The 23349-nt window shown below is 63.8% G+C and carries 24 protein-coding genes; 1 reads left to right on the top strand and 23 read right to left on the bottom strand.

The genetic code is table 11. The annotated features are described in order from the left end of the window. Window positions 1-7: 7 nt before the first annotated feature. Window positions 8-952 carry a hypothetical protein gene (locus tag IVB18_RS08760; RefSeq protein ID WP_247988784.1) on the bottom strand — a complete coding sequence of 315 codons (945 nt, stop codon included), beginning with the start codon at window positions 950-952 and terminating at the stop codon, window positions 8-10. A gap of 818 nt (window positions 953-1770) precedes the next feature. On the opposite strand from IVB18_RS08760, the gene IVB18_RS08755 reads away from it, so the two are divergent. Next, window positions 1771-2541: a response regulator transcription factor gene (locus IVB18_RS08755; RefSeq protein WP_346732618.1), complete on the top strand. Its 771-nt coding sequence runs from the start codon at window positions 1771-1773 to the stop codon at window positions 2539-2541. A 119-nt stretch (window positions 2542-2660) separates the two neighbouring features. Here the strand turns inward: IVB18_RS08755 and IVB18_RS08750 are convergent, their stop codons facing one another. The 22 genes from IVB18_RS08750 to IVB18_RS08645 all read right to left on the bottom strand — a co-directional run bounded on the left by IVB18_RS08750 (window position 2661) and on the right by IVB18_RS08645 (window position 23184). Then, window positions 2661-3119 (bottom strand): hypothetical protein, encoded by a 459-nt coding sequence (locus IVB18_RS08750; RefSeq protein WP_247988782.1) that lies wholly within the window; start codon window positions 3117-3119, stop codon window positions 2661-2663. Further along, complete coding sequence (locus IVB18_RS08745) at window positions 3116-3625, bottom strand: flagellar biosynthesis protein FlgN (protein WP_247988781.1); 510 nt, start codon at window positions 3623-3625, stop codon at window positions 3116-3118. Before IVB18_RS08745 ends, IVB18_RS08750 begins: the two co-directional genes overlap by 4 nt. Before the next feature lie 43 nt (window positions 3626-3668). Next, complete coding sequence (locus tag IVB18_RS08740; RefSeq protein ID WP_247988780.1) at window positions 3669-4151, bottom strand: rod-binding protein; 483 nt, start codon at window positions 4149-4151, stop codon at window positions 3669-3671. Continuing rightward, window positions 4148-4567: a hypothetical protein gene (locus tag IVB18_RS08735; RefSeq protein ID WP_247988779.1), complete on the bottom strand. Its 420-nt coding sequence runs from the start codon at window positions 4565-4567 to the stop codon at window positions 4148-4150. The genes IVB18_RS08740 and IVB18_RS08735 overlap by 4 nt, the downstream gene beginning before the upstream one ends. Before the next feature lie 6 nt (window positions 4568-4573). Then, complete coding sequence (fliR, locus tag IVB18_RS08730) at window positions 4574-5326, bottom strand: flagellar biosynthesis protein FliR (protein WP_247988778.1); 753 nt, start codon at window positions 5324-5326, stop codon at window positions 4574-4576. Further along, on the bottom strand, window positions 5323-7404 hold the full coding sequence (gene flhA / locus IVB18_RS08725; RefSeq protein ID WP_247988777.1) for a flagellar biosynthesis protein FlhA: 2082 nt from the start codon (window positions 7402-7404) through the stop codon (window positions 5323-5325). The genes fliR and flhA overlap by 4 nt, the downstream gene beginning before the upstream one ends. Before the next feature lie 78 nt (window positions 7405-7482). Beyond that, window positions 7483-7749, bottom strand: a complete 267-nt coding sequence (gene fliQ / locus IVB18_RS08720; protein ID WP_247988776.1) for a flagellar biosynthesis protein FliQ — start codon at window positions 7747-7749, stop codon at window positions 7483-7485. 2 nt (window positions 7750-7751) lie between these two features. Next, on the bottom strand, window positions 7752-8165 hold the full coding sequence (flgD, locus tag IVB18_RS08715; RefSeq protein ID WP_247988775.1) for a flagellar hook assembly protein FlgD: 414 nt from the start codon (window positions 8163-8165) through the stop codon (window positions 7752-7754). A 14-nt stretch (window positions 8166-8179) separates the two neighbouring features. Then, window positions 8180-8590 (bottom strand): flagellar biosynthesis repressor FlbT, encoded by a 411-nt coding sequence (flbT, locus tag IVB18_RS08710; protein ID WP_247988774.1) that lies wholly within the window; start codon window positions 8588-8590, stop codon window positions 8180-8182. Continuing rightward, on the bottom strand, window positions 8590-8934 hold the full coding sequence (flaF, locus tag IVB18_RS08705) for a flagellar biosynthesis regulator FlaF (RefSeq protein WP_247988773.1): 345 nt from the start codon (window positions 8932-8934) through the stop codon (window positions 8590-8592). Before flaF ends, flbT begins: the two co-directional genes overlap by 1 nt. 55 nt (window positions 8935-8989) lie before the next feature. Beyond that, complete coding sequence (locus IVB18_RS08700) at window positions 8990-10033, bottom strand: flagellar hook-associated family protein (protein ID WP_247988772.1); 1044 nt, start codon at window positions 10031-10033, stop codon at window positions 8990-8992. A 3-nt stretch (window positions 10034-10036) separates the two neighbouring features. Then, window positions 10037-11512, bottom strand: a complete 1476-nt coding sequence (gene flgK, locus IVB18_RS08695) for a flagellar hook-associated protein FlgK (protein ID WP_247988771.1) — start codon at window positions 11510-11512, stop codon at window positions 10037-10039. A gap of 34 nt (window positions 11513-11546) precedes the next feature. Further along, window positions 11547-12794, bottom strand: a complete 1248-nt coding sequence (locus tag IVB18_RS08690; RefSeq protein WP_247988770.1) for a flagellar hook protein FlgE — start codon at window positions 12792-12794, stop codon at window positions 11547-11549. Between the two features lie 108 nt (window positions 12795-12902). Then, complete coding sequence (locus tag IVB18_RS08685) at window positions 12903-13484, bottom strand: transglycosylase SLT domain-containing protein (RefSeq protein ID WP_247988769.1); 582 nt, start codon at window positions 13482-13484, stop codon at window positions 12903-12905. After that, window positions 13435-14769, bottom strand: coding sequence for a flagellar hook-length control protein FliK (locus tag IVB18_RS08680; RefSeq protein ID WP_247988768.1), 1335 nt, complete (start codon window positions 14767-14769; stop codon window positions 13435-13437). Before IVB18_RS08680 ends, IVB18_RS08685 begins: the two co-directional genes overlap by 50 nt. After that, window positions 14766-15962, bottom strand: a complete 1197-nt coding sequence (locus IVB18_RS08675) for a chemotaxis protein (protein ID WP_247988767.1) — start codon at window positions 15960-15962, stop codon at window positions 14766-14768. Before IVB18_RS08675 ends, IVB18_RS08680 begins: the two co-directional genes overlap by 4 nt. Beyond that, window positions 15959-17287 carry a MotB family protein gene (locus IVB18_RS08670; protein ID WP_247988766.1) on the bottom strand — a complete coding sequence of 443 codons (1329 nt, stop codon included), beginning with the start codon at window positions 17285-17287 and terminating at the stop codon, window positions 15959-15961. The genes IVB18_RS08675 and IVB18_RS08670 overlap by 4 nt, the downstream gene beginning before the upstream one ends. Before the next feature lie 6 nt (window positions 17288-17293). Beyond that, complete coding sequence (locus IVB18_RS08665) at window positions 17294-17974, bottom strand: hypothetical protein (protein WP_247988765.1); 681 nt, start codon at window positions 17972-17974, stop codon at window positions 17294-17296. After that, window positions 17971-19596 carry a flagellar basal-body MS-ring/collar protein FliF gene (gene fliF / locus IVB18_RS08660; protein WP_247988764.1) on the bottom strand — a complete coding sequence of 542 codons (1626 nt, stop codon included), beginning with the start codon at window positions 19594-19596 and terminating at the stop codon, window positions 17971-17973. Before fliF ends, IVB18_RS08665 begins: the two co-directional genes overlap by 4 nt. Before the next feature lie 292 nt (window positions 19597-19888). After that, on the bottom strand, window positions 19889-20797 hold the full coding sequence (locus IVB18_RS08655) for a flagellin (RefSeq protein WP_247988763.1): 909 nt from the start codon (window positions 20795-20797) through the stop codon (window positions 19889-19891). Between the two features lie 297 nt (window positions 20798-21094). Beyond that, complete coding sequence (locus IVB18_RS08650) at window positions 21095-22003, bottom strand: flagellin (protein WP_247988762.1); 909 nt, start codon at window positions 22001-22003, stop codon at window positions 21095-21097. 275 nt (window positions 22004-22278) lie between these two features. Beyond that, window positions 22279-23184 (bottom strand): flagellin, encoded by a 906-nt coding sequence (locus IVB18_RS08645; RefSeq protein ID WP_247988761.1) that lies wholly within the window; start codon window positions 23182-23184, stop codon window positions 22279-22281. Window positions 23185-23349 lie beyond the last annotated feature (165 nt).

Below are 23349 nucleotides of genomic sequence, written 5' to 3'. Positions count from 1 at the left end.
TCGCGGACTACGGCGTCGCCTTGCGGGGCGAATAGACTACGCCGCCGCTGGTCTCGACGACGAGGCGGCCGTTCTCGTTCCTGATCTCCTCGATGCGGCCAAGGCCGGGCACCTGTTGTCCCAGCACGGCCTCGATGACGCCGTTCGGACTTTGCAGGATCGCAATCCCCTCATAGGCCTGACGGACCGACCAGCCCTTGACCGCTTTGCGCGGTGCCGACGTGCGCTCGGATGGAGACACCGATCCCGTGACCTCGGGCGCTGCGACCGTGGCCATCATCGGCATCGCCTGCGACGACGGCTGAGGCTGCGAGGCGGCAGGCGCCGGAGCCTGCGCCTGAGCGAGCCTGTCGAGCTTCACCGTCGAGGACGAACTCACCCGCTCGATACGATCCAGATTCTCGGCGAACCGGCCGAAGCGGTCGTTGGTCGCTTTGCTCGAAAGATCGACCGCGGTGCGCAGGCCGTCCAGGTTCTCGGACACGCCCGACACCTGCTTGCGCAGCTGCACGACCGTCTCGCGCAGGTTCCTGATCTCCGTATTGGCCGCGACGTTGGTCTGGCTCGGCTGCGTGGTGAGATAGGCGATCACGCCGGTGCAGGCACAGACCACGAGAATCGCGGCGACCGGCAATGTCGCGAGCGGCGCGACCCATGTCGGGCGGGGCGGCGGCGGCTTGGACACGATGACGGCGTGGCGAACGACGGTCGGCGTGGGCTTCGGTATCGCCATCTTGTCGAGGCGCGCCTTGGCGCGAATGCGCTTGAGCCCCTCGAGCGCTTCTTTGGCAAGAACATCGTCACTCGCCGACGCCGACGCAGGTCTCGCGCTTGCAGCGGGCTTGGCCGTACGCGCCGCACTGTCCTTTGCGTCGCGCGCCTCCGGAGCCCGCTTGGCCGCCGCAGACACATCGGCAGTCTCGTTGGGACGAGTTTTGCCATCGGACAACATATGAAAATGCTCCGTTCGGTTCGATCTATCGAACGATGAAGCTATTTGCCGAAGCTTGCCCGAAACGTGCGCATCGAAAAATTCTCGTCGCGCATGATGCGACGTCGAATGAGTCCATCGCGCCATGCACGAGGCGAGAGTGCGACTCGAAAGACACACACTCGCCAAGATTTCGCCAAGCTGGAGTCGCCTCGCCATACATGAGTCGAATTGTCGCACGCGGGAGCGCGGTTGTGAGAATCGATCAGGGGTTGAAAACCCCACAATATGCATGACCCGCAGCACTACCCAAAATAGCTGTAATTATACGGGTCTGAGGAACCTTATAACCGTTACGGTGCAAAACTAGTTTTAATACCAAATCAACTAATGCGCTTGGATATATCAAGAAACAACTCGAAACAAACCAACAGCATCAAACGCGTGTAGCAACCGCTTTGTTCCGCACGCTTGATCGGAAATCGGCAATTGTTACGGTCCTACTCAAGTGATTCTCGCCAGTTGGCGAGGGGATCGACAAAGTTCAGTTGCGAACGGCCGCGATGAGCAACTTGGCGCAACTGTTCTAGGTCGCTGTCTCAATCCGCTCCGCGAGGTGATCCGTAAGACACCCGCCGGGCCTCACGTCGTAGCGTTCAGTATCGAGTCGAAGTAGCAGGCCTGCACACGCAGGCACTGAATGCGTAGGGCTGCCCGCGAATATCGAAACCATAATAACGGTTCGCGGGAAGGAATGTCGTCAAACAGCATGGCTGCCGAACCGGCGCATCACAACAACCGGCCGGCCGCCGCAAGTGCGAAACAGGGGCGAAAGACTGATGTATATAATCGTTGATGATCGCGAGAGCGTCACAAACAGCTACGTTGGAGGGCTCGTTCGCGAAGGTGTATCGTCGATCGGCTTCTCCTCCGGAGAATTCTGGGACTGGCTGCAATCTGCGAATGAATCGGATCTGGCAGCGGTCGACGCCTTCCTTCTGGGGGATTGCGGTGCCCGCGGAAGCCTGCCGCGGGCGATGCGCAAGCGATCCGCGGCTCCCATCATCGCCATGAGCGGCCAGAAGATGCTCAAGAACACGCTCGAGCTCTTCGAATCGGGCGTGGACGACGTGGTTCACGTGCCAATCCATCTTCGCGAAATCCTGGCCCGAACGGCCGCGATCGCGCGACGCAGGGTTGGCGACCTGCCAAGGCCCTGCGAAACCAGAATCCAGGTCTTCTTCAACGGACGCGACCCCGAGATCGGCGGCCGCGCCATCACCCTGCCCCGCCGCGAACTGCGCATTCTCGAATACATGGTCGGCAACCACGGAAAGTGGATCACCAAGACGCAGATCTTCAACGCGGTCTACGGCATCTTCGAGGCGGCCTTCGACGAGAGCGTGATCGAGAGTCATGTGAGTAAGCTGCGCAAGAAGCTGCGTGACCGCCTCGGCTTCGACGCGATCGTGGCACGGCGCTATGTCGGGTACCGCCTCGAGATCCCGGCCGGCGAGACCCTCGACGTGCCGATGCAGGATCTCAACGAGGTCGCCATCCTCCTGAACAGGGCACATGCCGCCCCGGCGGCGTATCCGGCAGGAAACTGACGCGGTACGACATCGACACCAAACGACGCCGGCCTCTGCGGAGATATCTCCGCAGAGGCCGGTGCATTTTCAGCGGCGGAGAAACGGCAGGGCGGCCGGCGGGCGCGAACGCCGTTGCGCTACCGCTTCTGCTGGAATTCGTCCTTCGAGACGTAGTTGAAGTCCTCGACCAGGACGTCCTGGACGACGTCGGCCTGCATCCGCTCGTTGACGCGCTGCTTGATGGCGGTGGTGAGGACCGAGAGGTCGTAGCGGGCGAGCTTCCTGAAATCGAGGCGCTCGTCCGCATAGATCCTGCGGAAGGCTTCGTCCACGACGAACGGCTCGGGCGGAACGTTGAGCTGGTGCATGGTCCGCGCCTCCACGGTGTAGACGAAGCGCGCGACGATGTAACCCTGCACGTTGCCGTTCTCGACCATCGGAACGCTCAGCGCCCGCGTCTTCTGGTATTGCAGCCCGTCGAGATATTCGTCCTTTGCCGGCAGCAGGCTGCCGTTCTCCTTCCAGTAGGCCACGCCATAGCTCGTGCCCGCAGTGAGGATGCATACCCAGAGGCCAGCCAGCACCAGTCTGATCATTTTCCGTCCTGCACTGCGCGACCGCTATAAGTGCCGTCCGACTCGGCTTCCCTGACCGCCCTGACGATGATCGTCGCGACTTCGCGCACGGCGTCGTAGTGCATTTCGAGGATGGAGCGGTTTCGCTCGAGCTTCTGGCGCAGGCGCTGGATCTCTTCGGTGATCTCCGCTTCGCCGCCGAGATGCATCCGCGCCCGCATCAGGCGGACGAACTCCAGCATGCTCCGGCTCTTCCGCGCGCTGAAGTCGTCGAAATCGATCTTCTTCCCGGTCGCGAGCGCTACCGTCTCCTCCTCGACGATGCTCTCGAGCCGACGGATCGCCGCCAGCAGGCCGCGCACCTCATCCGACCTCGCCACATCGGTGCAGTCGGCCGCGACCTCGCTGCCGACATTTGGCAGGTGCACGGGCAACAGTGCATCGCCCGGCGCGGCTTCCGTCATCGCCCCGGTGTCTACTACCGGCTGCTCCATCACCGGGGCCACCGCGCCTTCTTGTACCTGCATAAGAAATTCATCCCTCAACTTGCGTCGCCCATTCCCGGATCCATCATCCAGCCTTGCCCGAAACGTCCAGAACTGCCGGATGCGCCGCGGCGAGCTGCTTGGCAATACCGATCCCCTTGCCCTTCGCAAGCTGGGTACCGAGTTGCTCCGCCAGCATCGACTTCCAGACGCTGCCCGCAGTCCCCTTGCCGAACACCTCCTCCGACTCCTTCGGCAGCATCGTCTCGACGAAGGTCTGGAGAATGAAGGCCTCGAACTTGCGGTACACCTCTCCCGAGGCCGGCGCCTTGATCACCTGCACCGGCGCCGCATTCGGCGTGGCCGATTGCGCGTCCGTCGTCTTCGCTATCGACGGATCGCCGGCCGCAGCCGTTGCGGCCTTGTTGATCTCGGCATCCATCGTGGCGGCGAAATCGGCATCGGACGACTTCGTCGCGTCGAGCTTTGCCGTGGCTGCGCGCTGCGTCACGGGGTCGGCGGCCTCAAGGACGTCGAGAACGAGGTCGGGTGTCGCTGTCACGATCATGTCTTGTTCCGGCTGGCTGGCCGTGGCGTCCAGTCGCGCACGGCGGGGCTTATTCCCATCATCTCCTCGAGCGAGCGCTTCTCCGCGTCGCGACGCTTGTCCGCCAGAGCCGCTTTCGCGACCTGCTCGAGCTGTTTCACGCGACGGCTCTCCGAACGGACCTGGTCGAGCTGCCGCGAAGTCTGCGCCTGGACGGCGCGTGCGCCAACGCTCGTCTTGGTGAGGCGCCGCGCGATCGATTCGCTTGATGAGCCCGCCGGCAGCTCCCCTTCGTTCAGAGCCCCGACCAGCCAGGCCTGCTCGTCCTGCAAGCTTCTCTCCTGCTGACGCAACTGCGCGAGCTGCCATTCGGACAACCGTAGCTGAAGCTTCACGAGCGAAACCATCCGACCGAGCTTGTCCGCGCGCGACGTCATAATTGATCACTCCGCCAGCCACGCCGACACGCCGAGCATGAACTGCGTCAGCAATTCGTCGCTCGTGAGGTAGAGCAGCAGGAAGCCGCCGAACATGACGAAAGGCACTGAGACAAAATAGACGGGAATCGCCGGCGTCAGCTTATTGATGAGGCCGACCGCCAGGTTGACGATGACGGAGTAGACGATGAATGGGCTGGTGATCCGCAGCGTCAGCACGAACGCCTCCGACAGGCGGCTGACGAGCTGGTCGAGCGCCATGGAGCCGGCGAGCCTGCTGCCGGGATGCCAGACGTCGTAGGAATTCATCAGTCCGCGCAGGACCTGCCAGTGCTGGTCGGTCATGAAGAACAGCGTGGTGACGGCGGCCATGATCAGCGGCACCAAAGCCGGTGCCGGATCGGTGTCGCCGACCGGGGTGCCCGGAATGTTGCTGAGCCCGATCGCGCCTGCCATGAGCGTTGCCATGGTCTGAAGCGCGAGAAAGAACACGCGCCCGCCGAGACCGATGACGCTGCCGACCAGAAGCTCGGAGCAGATCAGCAGCGCGAGCGTCAGCGGCGCCGCATTGTCCGTGAGTGGTTTCAGGACGGCGATCAGGATCGGCGTGAGCGCAAACGTCGTCACGAGCGCGACGAACAGGCGAACCTGGGCCGGTACGTTGACGCTGGAATAGCCGGGCACGAGCATCAGGCAGGCGCCGATGCGGCAGAACACGATGAATGTCACGACCACACTGTCGGCGAGGCCACTGATCACGATACGGCTCCGAGCGGCCTGATCTCGGCGCTGCGCGCGACCTCGACATGCGACAGGATCGGCAGGGTCGGGAACACCCGTTCCAGGATCATGCGAACGTAGGGGCGCGCTTCGGGAGTCACCGCCAGCACCACGTTGGTGCCGCTCTCGGTGAATTTCCGGATCGCGGCGCTGGCTTCAGTCGCGAACTGCTCGATCAGCCGCGGGTCGGCGTCGAACTCGACGACGTCGCCCTTGGCGTCGCGCTTCAGGCTCTGATGGAACGCCAGATCCCACCGATTGCCGAGACGGACGACGTTGAGCACGCCATTGTCGGAGAGATCGCCGCAGATCTGCTGGGCGAGACGCATGCGCACGTGCTCGGCGACCTGCTCGGACCGCCGCACATGAGGCGCGATCTCGGCGATCGCCTCGAGGATCAAATGGAGGTTCCGGATCGACACGCGCTCGGCCAGGAGGATCTTCAGGATCGCGAGCAGGCCGGAATAGGAGATCTGCGACGGACAGATGTCGTCGACCAGGCGCTTGTATTCGGAATCGAGCCGGTCGAGCAGGCCACGCATGTCCTTGTAGGACAGCAGCTGGGCAAGGTTCGCCCGGACCACCTCGCTAAGATGCGTGAGCAGCACCGACAAATTGTCGACGGGCTTGCAGCCCTGCCGCTTGACCTCGTCGGTGAAAGCTTCCGTCACCCAGAGCGCCTTCATGCCAAAGGCAGGTTCGATCACCTCTTCGCCGGGCACGTCGGGGTTACCATCCTTGTCCACAAGCACCATCACCTCGCCGAGCCGCAGCTCGCCCTGGGCTACGCGCGTATCATGGATCCGGATCTGGTAGCTCTTGGGATCGATCGACAGATTGTCGGTGAGCTTGATCTCGGGAATCACGAAGCCGTATTGCTTGGCGAATTTCTTGCGTATCTTGCTGACGCGGTGCGCAAGCTCGTTGCGCGATCCCAGCAAATGGACCGAAAGGTGGCTTCCGAGCGACAGCTCGATCTCAGCGGTCTTGAGCGATTCCTTGACAGACTCCTTGGCCTCGGTCTGCGCCCGCTCGTCAGCCTTGAGCGCCGCTTCTTTCCGCTCCCGCGCCGCCTGCCGCTTCGGCAGCGAGTAGCCGACGAAAGCCATGACACCGCCCAGCAGCACGAACGGCGTCATCGGCAGCCCCGGCATCAAGGCGAGCACGAACATCATCAGCGCCGCGGCCGACACCGCGCGCGGATAGCCGCCGAGCTGCCGCAGCACGGCCTGCTCCGCCGAACCCCTGGTGCCGCCCTTCGAGACAAGGAGGCCCGCCGACAGCGACACGATCAGCGCCGGCATCTGCGTTACCAGACCGTCGCCGACGGAGAGTTTGGTGTAAACGTCGGCGGCGCGTGCAAGGCTGAGGCCGTGATGGGTGACGCCGATCACGATGCCGCCGAAGATGTTGATCGCGGTGATGATCAGTCCGGCGATGGCGTCGCCGCGGACGAACTTCGAGGCACCGTCCATGGCGCCGAAGAACGCGCTCTCCTCTTCGAGTTCGCGGCGCCGGCGCTGGGCTTCCTTGTCGTCGATCAGGCCCGCAGACAGGTCCGCGTCGATCGCCATCTGCTTGCCGGGGATCGCATCCAGGGTGAAGCGGGCGCCGACTTCGGCGATACGCGTTGCACCCTTGGTGATCACGACGAAGTTCACCGTGACAAGAATCGCGAAGATTATCAGGCCGATGACGAAGTCGCCGCCCATGACGAACTTCGAGAAGCCTGCAACGACGTGACCCGCGGCTTGTTCGCCCTCCCCGCCCCGTGACAGGATAAGGCGTGTCGTCGCGACGTTGAGCGCCAGCCGCAGGATCGTCGCGATCAGCAGCACGGTCGGGAAAGCGGAGAAATCGAGCGGCCGCTGGATCCACAGCGCGACCATCAGGATCAGCGCGGACAACGCAATCGAGAAGGCGAGGCCGAGATCGATCAGGATCGGCGGAATCGGCAGGAACAGGATCGTGAGCATAGCCACGATACCGCCGGCGAAAAAGGCGTCGGCCCCCAGTCGTCGCGGGGTCGGCAGGCTAGCAGCTAACGTATCGGCCATGGGTCACCGGCAGCAGGGTCCGCCCCGCAATCTGCCGCGCAAAGCTTACGCGAGGGTGGTGGCCGGCGGCTCCGCGGATCAGAAGCCGTGCTCGATCCGCGAATAGACCATCTCGGTGAAGGTGGAGAGATGCGCGCCGATGAAGGAACCGGAGACGGCGACGACCAGGAGAATGACGATGATCTTCGGAACGAAGGTCAGCGTCATCTCCTGGACCTGGGTCAGGGCCTGAATCAGCGCGATGATGGTGCCGACCAGCATCGCCGCGCCGACCGCAGGCCCGGAGGCGACGATGATCGTCCAGATCGCCGCCTGAACGATGTCGAGGGCGTCCCGCTCGTTCATGGCTAGCTGATCGTGAGCCCGGGCCCGACCGCGACTTTCGTACCGTCCTCGAGGGTCGCGATGGAGCCATCGCTGTTGATGGAAATCGAAGCGACCTTGCCGCTGAAGGTCGCTCCGGTCGAGTCGGTGAAGCTGACGGTCTTTCCGATCAGCCCGTCCGCCTGGGACAGCGCCTGGGAGGACAGCAGCGAATCCAGCTTCGTATTGGTCTGCATTGCCTGCTCGACCGACGAGAGCTGCGCAAATTGGCTCATATATTGCGAGGTATCCATTGGATTAGTCGGATCCTGGTTCTTCATCTCGGCGATGAGAAGCTGAAGAAAGGTGTTGTAGTCGACGCCGCTGCTCGACGTGGTCGTGGTGGAACTGGTCGAAGTGGTCTTGCTCGTGGTGTCGGTCGCGCTGGTGACGTTCATGTGCCTCTCCGCTGTCAGGCAGCCTCGAATGGGGACTCGGTGATGGCGCCGGCCAGGATCGCCTGCTCCAAGGGGAACAACGCCCGGATTCGCTTAAGCGCCTCGAAATAGCGGGTCGAACCGATCAGCTCGTCGATCGCGGCAAGGCCGTCCAGCATCTCGCGGTTCTCGCACAGCGCGAGAAGAGCCGCGTGATGCGGCCCATAGAGCGCCATTGGATCCCGGACGTCCGTTGGATTCATCAGCATGAGCTGGACGATGAAATAGAGCTGCCGCATCGCCGTGGTGGCGTCGGACGCCTGCATGACCTGCCCTTCGAGCAGGAACATCACGTCGTTGACGAGCTCGACGGAGACCTTGCGGTCCACGCGAAGGACCGCGCCGTTGATGTAGATCAGTTCGCCCGCCCGCAAGGATATCTTCATCAAAGAGCGTCTCGGATCAGGCGGTTGATTTCGATGAGCTGCATGACGTCGTTCGACCCTTCCTCGCGCAGACGATCGGCTTCCTTGACCACCCACAGACCGATCGAGATGATGTCCGCACGCAGCTTGTCGGGAAGCCCGTTCCCCGGATGGGAGAGATCCTCGATGAAGATCGTCCACAGCCGACGGACATAGAGCAGGCTCTCGACGAGATCCTCGAAGCTGAAGCGCCCCTTCTGGATCCGCTCCAGCCGGTCGATGCCGAGGCTGAGCGCCTGCCGCTCGCGCCCGCGCGCCTCCTGGCCGCTGTCTTCGACGACCGCTTCATAGGCTTCAAAAGTCATCAGGACCACTCTGCGCAGGAAACCGAATAACAAGCCAAGTATTGCGAGCCACGGCTCAGAGATAGTTGACGAGGCTGATCTTCTGGAGCCGCGAGGTGAGCGCGAGCGCCGTCTGGATCTGGGTCTGCAAGGTGTTGACGCGCACCGACGCTTCCGCCGGATCGACGTGCTCGATACCGACGATCTGATTGTTCAGAATATCCTGCTGCGTCTTGAGCTTGCTGGTTGCGGAGGTGATCCGCTGCTGGACCGTGCCGACGTCTCCGCCGAGCGTAGCGAGGTCGGTGATGGCGTTACCGACGAGGCCAATGGCCTTGTCCACGACGACCTGGAACGTCGCTTGGTTCAGGTTGGTATTCCCGAGATCGGCCATCATGGTGTAGGCCTCGGCGAGCTTGCGGAAGCCGGTCTGGTTGGCGCTAACGGACGTATCGGCAATTTCGGTCGTGGAGATACGGCTTTGCATGACCTGGTCGGTGGCCGATGACCAATTGGTGTTCCAGGCGGGGCTCGCGAACTCGGCATCGAAGGTGGTGTCGAGGAAGGTCTGCATCTGGGCCGGGGTGATGCTGCTCACGCTGGCCGAGGATTGCGAGAAGCCGAAAGTCGAAAGGAAATCGGAGTCGACCTGGTTCTTGCTGGCCGAGCCCGCGGTGTAAGCCGTGATGGGCGTGTTCTGCGTATTGATGCCCGAGAACAGATACGAGCCGTTATAGGAGACGTTCAGCGCGCCGATCAGATCCTGGAGGTTGGAGGACGCAGGCGGCAGAATGATCCGCCCGCCGCCGTCGGTACTGCGGGCCGCGATCAGGTCCTTGAGGAAGTCCGTTGCGGTCGAGCCGAGCTGGGTGATCCGGTCCTGGGTCACGTTCAGGCGTCCCGAGACGAGCCCGTTGGTATCGACGAGCTGATCGGCGAAGCTCAGGTCCGCCCGCAGGGTGAGGTCGCTTCCCGTCGTGGCACCAAGCTCAAGGCCAACATCGGCGAAGCGGCCGGTGGTCGCCTCCTTCGAGGCCTTGCTCAGCAGAGCCTGGTTGTTCGTGATCGAGGACCTCAACGACGAAGACAGCATCAAGGTCGAGATGTTAGCGCTCATCATGACTTAATTCCCCACGGCAGCCAGCAGGCTCTGCAACATTTCGTCGACGGTCGAAATGATCTTCGACGACGCCGAATAGGTGCGCTCGACCTGGAGCATCAACGACATCTCGTCGTCCATGTTGACGCCGCTGACGTTCGACAGCGCCGCGGTGCTGCGGTCGAGCAGCGTTTTCTGGTAGGTGACGCTGGAGTCCGCGGTCTTACGCTGGTTTTCGATCCAGCTGGTCGACGACGACGCGAAGTCGATCAAGCTACCGCTCGGCTTGCCTTGCGTGGTTGCATCGAACGGCTGCGACGCATCCATGCCGCCGATGAGCTGCTGCAGCCGGGCCGAGTAGCCGCCGTTGCCGGCGGTGTTGTATTGGTAAGCGGCGTTGCCGCTGATCGCGCCATCGCGCAACAGATTGGGGTTGCCGCCCTGCGCCGGATCGACCGAAGCGGCAACACTGATCAAGCCAGCCAGACCGACCGAGACGGTGGCGCTCGCGAGCATCGCCGGCGCACCCGGATAGGTAAAAAGGCCGGGCACGTCGGGCAGCGCGGCACCGGACTGATCGCTTTCCTTGAAGGCGTCGATCAGACCACGCGCGACCTCGTCGAGCTGGCTCTGGTAAGTGACTGTGGCATTGTCGCGCAATTGGGCGAGGCCCGCGAGCTTGCCCGTCTTGAGCGGCATCACGGAATTGGCGCCGGTGACCGGGACGCCGTCGATATAGACCGCATTGCCCGTGGTGCCGGGCGTATAGGCGTTGGTCGGCGCAAAACTCACGGTTCGTGCCGTCTTATCGAACAGCACGACGCCGCTGTCGGTGTAGAGGGCCGCGTCGCCGTTGGGGCGGATCGACATCGAGACGCCGACCTCCTGCGACAGCTGCGAGACGATGCTGTCGCGCTGATCGAGGTAGTCGGTGATGTCGTCGCCGGAGATCGTACCCTTCACGATCGCGGTGTTCACGGTCTGGAACTGGGAGAGCAACTGATTGATGTTCTGAACCGACGTTTTCATGTCGGCATCCGCGCCCTCACGGACCGACTGCACGGTCTGGGTCGCCTGGTTGAGCGCGGTCGCCATGTCCTTGGCGGACGTGACCGCCGCCTGCGCCAGCGTGGTGTTGTCCGGGGCGTTGGCATATTGCTGGAGCGCCTGCTTCAGCGCATTGAGCTGCGCCGTCGGCGACTGGTCGAGCTCCGGATCGTCCACCGTGGCAGATGCGATCTTCTGGAGACCGTCATAGATCGCACCCTGCTTGGCCGACGCCGAAGTCGCGGCGAGCACGTTGTCGTATAAGCCGCTGCTGGCGGCGCGCTGGATCGCCGCGACATAGACGCCGGCGCCGGGAAGGTTGTCCAGCACGGCGATCTTGCGCGAATAGCCGGCTGCGCTGGCACCGGCGATGTTGCGCGAGATAGTCGACGACTGGACGCCCGAGGTCCTGAGCGAGGAGCGGGCGGAGTCGAGAGCGGCGGTAAGGGACATGACGTGCTCTTGCCCGGAATATGCGCGGGAGGATTCAGCGCTTCAGGTTGACGACGACGTCGAGCAGATCGGCGCCGGTCTGGAACGATTTCGAGTTCGCGGTGAAGCCGCGCTGCGCCTCGATCATGGAGGTCAGCTCGTCCGCGAGATCGACGTTGGAGTCTTCCAGCGCGCCGGACTGGATAGTGCCGAGACCGCTCTTGCCGGCGACATCAACCTGAACGGTTCCCGATTCCAGGTTTGTTGAATAGACGTTGCCGACTTCGGGCGTCAGATGATCCGGGCTCGGGACGGTGGCGAGCGCGATCTGGAAGCTCGGCAGCTGGGTGCCGTTCTTGAGGACCGCGGTGACCACGCCCTTGCTGTCGATGTTCACCTTCTCCACCGCGGACGGGGCGTTGCCGTCGACGGTCGCCTTGAAGTCGAAGCTGGAGGCGACCTGGGTCATCGCCGAGAGGTCGATCGTAAGAGGGAAGCTCGTCGTACCGCTCGGAACGGTCAGCGACATCGTCTTTGTACTCGCCGCAGCGAGCGCACCCTTGCCGGCGGCGGTGACATCGAAAGTGAAGGTCGTCGCAGGACCTGGCGTCGTAATCATGGCGCCCGTCGGATCGTAGACCTCGATATCCCAGGTATCGGCCGCGGTCTTGGCCGCATAGACGTCGAGAGTTATGGGGTTGCCGATATTATCGTAGGTCACCATCGAGGTCTTCGACGTGTAGTTGCCCGGTCCGGCGGGCGTGGCCGGAGCAGCGACGATCGCGGCACTCGGATCCAGATTGGCGGCCACGGTGGCCTTGGTCGACGCCGACGCCTGGAGCGCCATCTGGTTGACGTTGATGACCTGCAGGTTGCCGAAACCGTTGGCGGAAGTGTTGGGCACGGCACCGTTCTGGATGTTGTAGCCCATCAGCTGGAAGCCGGCCATGTTGACGAGGTTGCCCGTGCTGTCGGGCACGAAGGCGCCGGCGCGCGTCAGGAAGTTGCTGCCGTTCGCATCCTGCACGACGAAGAAGCCGTTGCCCTGGACCGCGAGGTCCGTCGTCGAGGTCGTGAACTGGAGATTGCCGGGATCGGTGATGGCGTAGCGAACCGTGGTCTCGACCGCACCGGAGTCGTAATTGCCGGAGCCGCTCTTCAGGATCAATGAAGAGAACTCGGTGGAAGCCCGCTTGTAGCCGGTCGTGTTGACGTTGGCGATGTTGTCCGAGACCGTCGACAGCTTGTTGGACTGCGCGTTCATTCCGGAAACGCCGGTGCGCATAACACCATACAGGCTCATGAATTGGGCTCCTTCGGTAGGTTGCAGTTACAATGATGGTTCTTGCTTGCGCGGGGCTGATGATGGGGAACGATGCACAACTTCATGTCGTCACTTCGCGTGGTCTCTTTAAGTCGTCTTGGGCTGACAGAACGATCGCGCCTTGTCGGTCCACGCACCGAAGCCGCTCGAGACGAGATGAGCGACGATGTGACAGACGTAGCGCTTCTGCGCCGGCTGGTTGTTGGGGCCCGCATTGTAGCGGGCCACCGCCATGGTCCAGCTTCCCTCGCGCTGCTTCAGTTCTTTCAGAAAGCGCGCGGCGTAGTCGACATTCTTGGCGGGATCGAACATCGCCCGCACCGAAGCGAACTTGTCGCCGTGATAGTAGTGGTTGACCTGCATGCAGCCGAGGTCGACCAGCTTGACACCCTTCTGCCGCATCGCCTCGAAGTTCGCGATCGCATCATTCATGTCCTTGGCGAACACGGTCTGCCCTTCGGCGCCCAGCGCGTAAGGGTAGAGCGCACCGCGACGCCCGGTCTCGGTGAGGCCGACGGCATAGAGAATACCGAGCGGAATCCCGTGCTGCTGGGCCGCACGTGCCATCTCGCGCTCGCAGGGGCGCGCAGCGTCGGCGGCCGCCTCCGCGGCGCCCGTGTTACAGATAAACAAGGCCGCGACGAACATGCGGCGCCACGTCCTGATCATGGCTCGTCTCCTGGTTGGGCTGGCGCTCCCGGCGGGCTTGCCTGTCTCCGCTTTCCGATTGACCGGACGACGTGCTCGTGCCGTCGAACGTGCCTTGCGACTGCGGCGATTGCTGTTGCTGACCCGAAGGTTGCGGCTGCGACTGGCCCGAGCCAGCCCGGAATCCATCCAGTGAGCCGTGCTGCACCGGCGCGACGTCGGCGACATAGCCCGCCGACTGCATGAGCTCGCGGATCGAGTCGCGCTGCTGGTCCAGCATCTGGCTCGTGTCCTTGCGTTCGGCGGCAAGTTGGACGGACACCTCGGTGCCGACGAGACGAAGGCGCACGGTCACATTGCCTAGCGCCGGCGGCTCCAGATTGATCGTGAGAATCTTCAGCGGCTCGGGCGCTGTGCCTGAGGGCGCAGCGAGATCGGACGCGGTGGATGCCGCCGGCGCAGACGAGCCCTTCAGCTCCGACACGACAGCGTTCGCGACCTGTTGGGTCGCGCTGAACTGCGGCACGGGCGGCAGATGCGTCTCCTGCTGAACCACCGTGACCTTGGTTGCTTCGGGCAATGCGTCCCGCACCGACGCCTTTGCAGCGCGTTCCACATTCGCAGTGACGGCTTCGAACCCGGGCGCTTTCGGCGAAGCATCGCCGCCTTGCTGTGACGCAGCCTGCGCGGCCGCCGCTTGCGGAGCCGCGACCTGCGGATGCAAGCCGGACGGAGTGGCTGCGGACGGAGCGACATCGGCTGTCGCCGCTTTCGCCGTGCCCGTCGCCTGAACCTCTCGCTTCGCCGAGGAGGATCGCTCGTCTCGCGCGGACGTGTCTTTCTTGTCGACCGCCGGCGGTTGCATCTGTGGCTTCACGGCCGGCACGGCGGCGATTTCCTGCCCGACGATCGTCGGAATGCTCGCTCGGCTCTGGACTTCCACCTTCGCGACCTGGTCGATCGGACCCTGCTTTTCCGACGATTCGTCAGCCGACTTGTCGGAAGACTCGTCAGCGGATTCGGCCGCCTCGGTGGGTTCCTGCACCGTCTCGTCCTTCGACTTGCCCTTCTCGGTCGAGTGCGCCAAGCGCGTGCGCAGCGTTCCGGCCTTCACGGTCGTGTCGCTGCCCTGATCGTTCAGCGCCCGCTTCGCAAGGTTCGAGACGGTGTGGAGCAGATCGTTGAACGACGAATCCCCCGGCGATTTCCCTCCGACGTTCTTGCCCGAGCGCGACGTCCCGCGCACATTGAGGCTTTCGGCGAGACCTGAGAAGAGCTGTCCGGAGGTTCCGTTGAGCTTTGTCATGGTCGGCGGTCCTTAGTGAGGAGTTCCAGTTCGCCGAGCTGCTTCCGGGCGCGCGCAAGCGTCTCGGTCGACGATACGAGATCGAGACGCGCCGGCGTTGGTGGAGGCTTGTCGGCTACGGCGCTAGCGGACACGCCTGCGATCGGCTTGCGGGCATCGAGCGCGAGCTGGACCGTTGCATTCAGAAGCGGGACGTCGCGCTCCGGCAGCTTTGACCGGTCGAGCGCCTTCAGCTCGGCAAGGCCGCCGTCATACTCGTCGGCGAGCGCCCGCGAGGCGCCGCGGAATAAATGCGCACGCTCGCGGTCCGCCGTGGCATCGGCGCTGAGCGCCAGCGCACGCTCGCCTGCCAGCCGGGTCACGGCCAGCCGTCCGCGGACCATCGCGGCGCGCGCAATCACGAGATAGAGCTTGAGGCGGCTCCCGCGATCGATCTGCTCCAGCAGGGCGCCGATCCGCGCAAAGCGACGTTCGTCGAGAGCCAGGCTCGATTGCGTCAGGCCCGAGGAGAAGCGCTGCCAGAAATCGCCGGCATAGATGGAGTTACGGTAGTGGCGGATATAGGCCAGCGTCAGGAACTCGAACTTGTCGAAGTCCTCCGCCTGCCCGACCAGCAGGATTTCGCGCCGCAGCGCCGCCTCCTCCACCAGCGTGCCCGGCAGCAACAGCCGCGCGTCGTCCAGACGTTCGATCGCGAGCGATGCCTCGGAGCGTGCGAACAACGCCCCCTGAACCAGCGCGACCTGTCCGCCCAAGCCCGAGGGGATCGTGCGCGGCTTGATGTCCTTGAGCAGTTCGCGCGCCTCGTCCTGACGGCCCTCGACATAGGCGAGCGCGCCATTGAGCAGCCGCTCGTCGACGTTCAGTTTGTCGCGCGGCAGCTTCCGGACGATCTGCGGCGCGCCGCCGCTGAGCAGGTAGATGACCACGGCCTGGCCGTTCTGCGGATTGCTCCACGCGCCCGGATCGGCGGCGAGAAATTTTTCGCCGATCTGCCGGATCAGCGCGATGTGGCTGCCATGCGCCGCGGTGTCGCCATTGGCAATTCCGTCCTGCACCGCCTGCAACGAACGGACGAGCTCATAGGGCTCGCTCGATGTTGATACCGAAGCCGGTGCCGGCTCGGCAATTGCGCGGGCCACCGTAAGCGGCAGCACGATCAACAGCACGGCGAAGAGCAGCGGCCTGATCAAGCGCGCTTCTCCCGGATCAGAATCTCGATCCGGCGGTTCTGCGCGGCCGCGGGATCATTCGGCAGCTTCGGCCGCCGGTCGGCGTAACCTTCGACATGCTCGATCCGCTGCGCATCGACGCCGGAGCGGACCAGCATGTAGTAGGCCATCTGCGCGCGCGCGGTCGAGAGCCGCCAGTTGTCGTAGGTCTCCGAGCGGTATGGCCGATTGTCGGTGTGACCGCGGACGATGATCGGGCCCTGGCGCTTGCTCAGCAGCGGTCCGATCTTGTCGATCACGCGGATGAGCTCGGGACGCGGCTCGGCTGAGCCGACCGCGAACATGCCGAAGCTCGCGTCGTCGGTCAGGCTGATCAGAAGGCCTTCCTCGACCTGACGGACCTCGGCGACCGGTCCCGCACCGGCCTTGATGTCCGACAGCGCGTCGGCGATCGCGGCCTGAAGCTGCTTGACGGTCGGCTGCTGCGTTTGCGCGGCATCGTGCGGTTCGGAGTCCTTCGCGGTATCGACCGGACGTGACTGTACCGCGGCGTTGGCTTGCGCACTTGCCTGCGCGTTCGCCTGAGCGCTGCCCTCGCGCGAAGCCGGCGACGGCGCCGGGCCTGGCGGCAGCAGAGGCGAAAGGGTTGCGGACGATGCCTCGGCAGTCGGAGCCACGCTGCCGCCCGCATCATCCAACTTGGTGCGGCGCGCCGGCTGCGGCTCACCCTGATTGGTGCCCGCCGGATTGTCGCGCGCGGAGGCATTCCGCTTGGGTTCATTCTCGACGATGCGATCAGCATCCTTGGAAGTTTCCGGAGCAAGCTTCCAGTAACCCGGGTCGAACGGATCGCGATAGGCGTCGCCGCCCTTGAGACCGTCTTCTTCCGCGGACGTCAACGCGCCGGCACGCCGCTGGCCCGAGGCCTGGTTCGCGCTATTCGCGATCTCGGCGAGCGTCGCGTAGGGATCACGGAACAGGACTTTCTCTTCGTAGAACGGTGGCTTCTCGGCCGTCGGCGAGTCGCCGCGGCGCTCCTCGCTCGTTCCGGCCGGCTGACGCTTGCCGTCCTGGCCTTCGAATGACGACGGCTCTTTCTTGTTCAAGTCCTTGAGGCCCTTGGGAGCGGGTGCGTTCTCTGCGAGCCGGATCGGATTGAAATAGCTCGCGACCACCTGCTTCTGGTCCTGGTTGAGCGCATTGATCAGCCACATGACCAGGAAGAACGCCATCATCGCGGTCATGAAGTCCGCATAGGCGATTTTCCAGACGCCACCGTGATGCGGCGCGTCGTCGAAGGCGCTCCGCCGGCGGATGATGACGAGCTCTGGCTTGACCTCATTCATGGCGGACTACCGGCGCGCGTCCTTCAGGCGTTCGGTCCAGGTCGAGATCTGCGTCTCGATCACCGTCTGATCGGCGAGAACGCGAACCTCGACGGCATCGGCGGCCTGGTATTCGATCCCGGTGCGGCTGGCCGCATTGAGCTGCGCCTTGACCAGGTCGAGCAGGTCGCTCGGCCCCGTGATCCGGAATACCGGCACCGACGAACTGGAGGTCAGCGCGGCAATCTGCTCGACCAGAGACCCGATCGCCTTGTCGCGCACAGCATCGGCGAGGAATGGCAGCAAAATCCGCGCAACGGAGCTCGCGATGTTGGTTTCGATCTCGCGGCAGGCCGTCTCGAAGCCGCTGACGATCGCGACTGCCTGCTGGTCGGACCATTTGGCCCGCTCCTCGCCGAGCCGGATCGCGCTGCGGACGCGCTCCTCGGCGAGCTTGGCCTCGCCTTCCGCGAACCCGGCGGCATAACCACGCCGATGGGCATCGTCGAGAAGATTGGCCGGCGGGGTCTCCGCCTTCGGCGCCGGGGACTGAGGCTGCGGTTGGGTCTGAAGCTGAGGCTGAGGCTCGCGCCGGATATCCTTCGGCCTTGTCACCGGATCCTGGGCCTTGGGCGGCGGAAGCGGCGGCGACTTGACCCGGCCGTTTGCGTCGAACTGCGTCAGGAGTTTTCCGATTGCCGCGTTCATGCCGCCTCCTCGCGTCGCATCCAGTCTTTAAGGATCGCTGCCGCCTGCATCTGATCGAGGCGGACGATCTGCTCCAGCCGCTTCTGCGGAGTTCGCTGCATCTTGCCTTCGAGGTCTTCGACCAGATTGAGCTCGGCTTCTTCGCCTTCCGGCAGCGCAAGCGCAGCAGCGGCCTCGAGCTGGGCAGCCTCCGCCGCCTCGGTCTGCTCCTGCTGCGCGCGGTGAGTCAGGATGCCGTTGACCGCGGGGCGAAGTCCGAACCACACCAGCATCGAAGCAACGGCCAGGATTGTCACCGCGTTGATGACGCTGCCCAACTGCTTGTTGATCATCTCGACGAAACTGATCGGCGGCACCGGCGCCAGCTCGCGCGAACCTTCGATGAAGTCGACGGCTGTCACCTGGATCTGGTCGCCGCGCTGCTTGTCCAGTCCACCGGCCGTCGCCGCGAGCTGGCTGATCTCGGCGAGCTTGCTGTCGACGATGGCCTGGTTGCTCTTGTCGCCGAGATCGGCGACGAGCCGCGCGCGGTTGACCAGGACGGCGATGAAGAGTTTTTTCACCGAATAGCCGTCGCTCACCGTCGTCGTGGTCTTGGAGGAGACCTCGAAGTTGGTGACGTCCTCACGGCGCTGCTTGTCTTCGCTGGAGTTCTTGGTGCCGCCAGCATTCACCTGCTGGTCCGGAAGATTCTGCTGCACCGTGGTCGGCGTCGAACGATCCGCATTCTGCGAGGTCTCCTTCTCGCGGACGTTCCGGACCGAGCGCTCGGCGCGGCTCTCCGGATCGTAGACGGTCTCGTTGATCTGTCGCTTGTCGGTGGAGAGCTGGGGCGCGACGCTGACCTCGAAATTGTCCAGGCCCAGATAAGGCGTCAGCGCCTTGCGGATGTTCTCCTGCACCATCCCGCCGACCGTCTTCTGGAGGCTCGCCATCTTGGTCGGCGCAGCGCTGGCCTCGTCCTCTTCGGCCAGCAGCATCGAGCCGTCGGCGTCCAGCACCGTCACCTTTTCGCGCGTCATGCCGGGAATCGCCGCCGCCACGAGATGACGGATCGATTGCGCCGTGCGCGCCTCGATCGCACCGTCGGTGCGCAGCACGACGGAAGCCGACGGCGGCTGCTGCGTGGCGCGGAAGGAGCCGCGCACCGGCATCACGATGTGCACCCGCGCGGCCTTGACGCCCTTCATCAACTGTACGGTACGCGCGATCTCGCCCTCGAGCGCGCGAAGCTTGGTGACCTCTTGCATGAACGAGGTCAGGCCGAGTGAGCCGATCTTGTCGAACAGCTCGTAGCCGGAATTGGCACTGGTCGGCAGCCCCTTCTCGGCCAACAGCATCCGCGCCTGCATGGTCTGGCTCGGTCGCACCGAAACGGTATCGCCGGCCGCGTTGACGTCGAAGGTGATGTTCTGCTCGCGCAGCGCGGCGCCGATGCGCGTCACGTCTTCACGGGAGAGGCCGGTATAGAGAGACTCGAATTCGGGCCGGCTCAGATAATAGGCGCCGCCGACGACGGTGACGAGGACGGCGAAACCGATCAACCCCAAGGCCATCAGACGTCGCGGCCCAAGCTCCAGTATATTGTTGAGCAGTTGCTGTAGCTGCGCGCGACTGAGCATATGACCTCGTACCAATGCGAACGTAGAGGACACTCCGCTGCGAACCTTGTCTGAAGGTTGCGCGAGGACGCGAGTGTGTCAGTTCGCAGGCGAGGCGTTGCAATTTTACAAGAATCTTGGGCGACGCGTTCAGTTCAGCGGCAACGGGGCATGGCCGCGCGATCGGCTGCGGCGTGTCGCATGAAGTCCGGCGTCGGGAGGTCGAATACGGGCACGTCATGTGCCATCAAAACCGCCGTTCACGGCGGGACCGTGCTCCCATAGGGAGCACGGTCGTTTCAAAAGCCGGAGCTTACTTGAACAGCGACAGGATGCTCTGGCTGTTCTGGTTGGCGATCGAGAGCGCCTGAACGCCGAGCTGCTGCTGGGTCTGGAGCGCCTGAAGGCGGGTCGATTCCGCATTCATGTCGGCGTCGACGAGCTGGCCGACACCGCGATCCACCGAGTCCATCAGGGTCTTGACGAAGTCCGTGTTGGTCGAGATGCGGTTCTTGACGGCGCCGAGATCGGCAGCGGCTGAGGCCACCGAGTTGATCGAAGCCGTGACCTGCGCGATGTAGCCATCGAGCGTGGTCTGGTCAGCAGCCGAGTCGGTCAGCGCAGAGATGTTGATCGTGTCGACCGACGCACCGCCGCTGACGGTGTCCAGAATGCCGCTCTGGGTGCTGGTATAGAGCGAATAGTTGGCGATCGTCAGTTGGATGGACCCGATGGTGGGCGTGCCGCCGACACGAGAGAACGACGACACCAGGTTGAAGGTCGCCGGCGTGGTGGCGGTCGCGCTCAGCCAGTTCACTCCGTTGAAGGTCGCCGCATTGGCGGTGCCCTTCATCTGCTGCTGGATCTGGGTGATGTCCGCCTGGATCTTGGTCCGGTCGATACCGGCAGTCTTGGCTTCGACCAGCAGCGCCTGGAGCTTGGTCAGGCCGCCGGTTGTGTCGCCCACAACCGCGGTCAGAGCGGTATATTCGGTGTCGACGGTCGCAGCCGACAGACCGAGCGAGTCGGAGACGGCGGAGAGCGCGGCGTTGTCGGCGCGCATCGACGTCGCGATCGACCAGTAGGCGGCGTTGTCGGATGCGGTCGAGACGCGCTGGCCGGTCGAGATCCGGTTCTGCGTGGTGGAGAGTTGGGTGCTGACGCTCCGGAGGGTCTGCAGCGCGGTCATTGCTGCGGAGTTGGTAAGCAGACTAGAACTCATTTTTTGACGTCCCTTTGAAACGGATTGAATTTTTGGGGACATACCGGGCTTGCACCGGTACGGCAGGGCGGCATCATGCCTTTGGGCTGCGGAAAAGTGCGCTCAACCTGACGTAACGGCGACGATAGCTCGCGAAGTTTGTGCGAGGCTTGTGGCTCCGTGACCGGACCGCGACAGGGTGAGCCAGATCGAGGTGCAAAGTCGACGTGCCAAGGTCATGGCGCGCGACCAACGCACGCCAAAATGAAAAGGGCCGCGCTTCGCGAGAAGCGCGGCCCTCCCCGGATGGTTTAAGGCTTACCGGAACAGCGACAGGATGCTCTGGCTGTTCTGGTTGGCGATCGAGAGCGCCTGAACGCCGAGCTGCTGCTGGGTCTGGAGCGCCTGAAGGCGGGTCGATTCCGCATTCATGTCGGCGTCGACGAGCTGGCCGACACCGCGGTCCACCGAGTCCATCAGGGTCTTGACGAAGTCCGTGTTGGTCGAGATGCGGTTCTTGACGGCGCCGAGATCGGCAGCGGCTGAGGCCACCGAGTTGATCGAAGCCGTGACCTGCGCGATGTAGCCATCGAGCGTGGTCTGGTCAGCAGCCGAGTCGGTCAGCGCAGAGATGTTGATCGTGTCGACCGACGCACCGCCGCTGACGGTGTCCAGAATGCCGCTCTGGGTGCTGGTATAGAGCGAATAGTTGGCGATCGTCAGTTGGATGGACCCGATGGTGGGCGTGCCGCCGACACGAGAGAACGACGACACCAGGTTGAAGGTCGCCGGCGTGGTGGCGGTCGCGCTCAGCCAGTTCACTCCGTTGAAGGTCGCCGCATTGGCGGTGCCCTTCATCTGCTGCTGGATCTGGGTGATGTCCGCCTGGATCTTGGTCCGGTCGATACCGGCAGTCTTGGCTTCGACCAGCAGCGCCTGGAGCTTGGTCAGGCCGCCGGTTGTGTCGCCCACAACCGCGGTCAGAGCGGTATATTCGGTGTCGACGGTCGCAGCCGACAGACCGAGCGAGTCGGAGACGGCGGAGAGCGCGGCGTTGTCGGCGCGCATCGAGGTCGCGATCGACCAGTAGGCGGCGTTGTCGGATGCGGTCGAGACGCGCTGGCCGGTCGAGATCCGGTTTTCGGTCGTCTGGAGGCTGGAGCTGACGTTCCGGAGGGTCTGCAGCGCGGTCATTGCTGCGGAGTTGGTGAGGAGACTAGAACCCATTTTGATGTCCCTTTGAAGATTGAATTGGATTTGGGGACATACCGGACTTGCACCGGTACGACAGGGCGGCGTCATGCCTTTGGGCCGCGGAAAAGCAGGTGAAGGGCCCAACCTGTCGTAGCGGGGAGGTTAGCGACCGAAGCTTGTGCGAGGCTTGTGGCTCTGTGCCCCGGCTGCAACAGGGCAACCGAAATTACGGCGTGCGCGCGGCGTCACGCCAAAATAAAAGGGCCGCGCTTCGCAAGAAGCGCGGCCCTCCCCGGATTGTTTGAAGCTTAGCGGAACAGCGACAGGATGCTCTGGCTGCTGTTGTTGGCGATCGAGAGCGCCTGAACGCCGAGCTGCTGCTGGACCTGGAGAGCCGCCAGGCGGGTGGACTCCTGGTTCATGTCGGCGTCAACGAGCTGGCCGATACCGCGATCCACCGAGTCCATCAGGGTCTTGACGAAGTCCGTGTTGGTCGAGATGCGGTTCTTGACGGCGCCGAGGTTAGCGGCGGCCGAAGCCACCGAGTTGATCGCACCGGTGACCTGCGCGATGTAGCCATCGAGCGTGGTCTGGTCAGCAGCCGAGTCGGTCAGCGCAGAGATGTTGATCGTGTCGACTGACGCACCGCCGCTCACGGTGTCCAGGATGCCGCTCGCGCTCGCCGTGTAGAGCGAGTAGTTGGCCGTGGTCAGGGTGATCGAGCCGGTGGTCGGCACGGCGCCGACACGAGAGTACGACGACACCAGGTTGACGGTCGCCGGCGTGGCGGCCGTCGCGCTCAGCCAGTTCACCCCGTTGAAGGTTGCCGCATTGGCGGTACCCTTCATCTGCTGCTGGATCTGGGTGACGTCCGCCTGAATCTTGGTGCGGTCGATACCGGCAGTCTTGGCTTCGACCAGCAGCGACTGGAGCTTGGTCAGGCCGCCGGTGCTGTCGCCAACAACCGAGGTCAGAGCGGTATATTCGGTGTCGACGGTCGCAGCCGACAGACCGAGCGAGTCGGAGACGGCGGAGAGCGCGGCGTTGTCGGCGCGCATCGAGGTCGCAATCGACCAGTAGGCGGCGTTGTCCGAAGCAGTCGAGACGCGCTGGCCGGTGGAGATCCGGGTCTGCGTCGTGGAGAGTTGCGAGCTGACAGACCGCAGGGTCTGCAGCGCGGTCATGGCGGTCGAGTTCGTGAGAAGGCTTGACATTGCGAATGTCCCTTTATGTACGCGTTACATTTTCACTGGGGACATACCGGGCTTTCACCGGTACGGAGGGGCGGCATCATGCCTTTGGACTGATGTGGGTGGGGTCCAACCCGCCGTGACGCATTGCTAGCACGCCGAATCTTGCGGCCGGATTAAGATCGGCTT

Origin of the sequence: Bradyrhizobium sp. 186 (assembly GCF_023101685.1) — a bacterium.
Taxonomy (GTDB): Bacteria; Pseudomonadota; Alphaproteobacteria; order Rhizobiales; family Xanthobacteraceae; genus Bradyrhizobium.
The sequence above is the reverse complement of the archived record's forward strand: the minus strand, read 5'-3'. Positions and strand labels throughout refer to the sequence as shown.